Here is a 916-nt window from a genome sequence, read left to right as displayed (position 1 = left end):
GTCACCGAGGCCGATGTGCCTTCCCTGCTCGATGCGCTCGCCAGCAACACGCCGCATCTGCTGCGGCTGGGGGCGACCGACGAGATCCCCTGGCTGAAGCGCCAGACCCGTCTCACCTTCGCCCGCTGCGGCGTGATCGATCCGCGCTCGCTCGACGACTACCGCGCGCACGACGGCTACAAGGGACTTGAGCGCGCCCTGTCGCTCGGCACGGATGCGATCCTTACCGAAGTCACGGCATCGGGCCTGCGCGGCCGCGGCGGCGCGGGCTTCCCGACCGGCATCAAGTGGAAGACCGTTGCGCAGGCCAAGGCCGACCGAAAGTTCATCGTCTGCAACGCCGACGAAGGTGACAGCGGCACCTTCGCTGACCGCATGATCATGGAGGGCGATCCGTTCCTGGTGATCGAAGGTATGACCATCGCCGGCATCACCGTCGGCGCGACCAAGGGCTACATCTATATCCGCAGCGAATATCCGCACGCGGTGGAGGCGATGAATGCCGCCATTGTAGCCGCCAGGCGCGGCGGCTATCTCGGCGACAGGATCGGCGGTTCCACGTACAGCTTCGATCTCGAAGTCCGCGTCGGTGCCGGCGCTTACGTTTGCGGCGAGGAGACCTCGCTGCTGGAAAGCCTCGAAGGTCGTCGCGGCATCGTGCGCGCCAAGCCGCCGCTGCCGGCGCATCACGGCCTGTTCGGCAAGCCGACCGTCATCAATAACGTGCTGTCGTTCGCGGCCGTCCCCTTCATCCTCGCCGAAGGCGCCAAGGCCTATGCCGATTTCGGCATGGGCCGCTCCCGCGGCACGATGCCGATCCAGCTCGCCGGCAACATCCGCCATGGCGGACTGTTCGAGACCGCGTTCGGCGTGACGCTCGGCGAGCTCGTCGATGACATCGGCGGCGGCACGCTCA

General features: G+C 66.9%; 1 pseudogene. It reads left to right on the top strand.

Going from position 1 to position 916, the window contains the following annotated elements:
• Nucleotides 1-916 (top strand): annotated as a pseudogene (locus MOV74_RS39155) (formate dehydrogenase); the annotation flags it as partial.

This window comes from Bradyrhizobium sp. SHOUNA76 (assembly GCF_023006445.1).
GTDB lineage: Bacteria > Pseudomonadota > Alphaproteobacteria > Rhizobiales > Xanthobacteraceae > Bradyrhizobium.
This window is presented reverse-complemented; position numbering and strand designations above follow the sequence as displayed.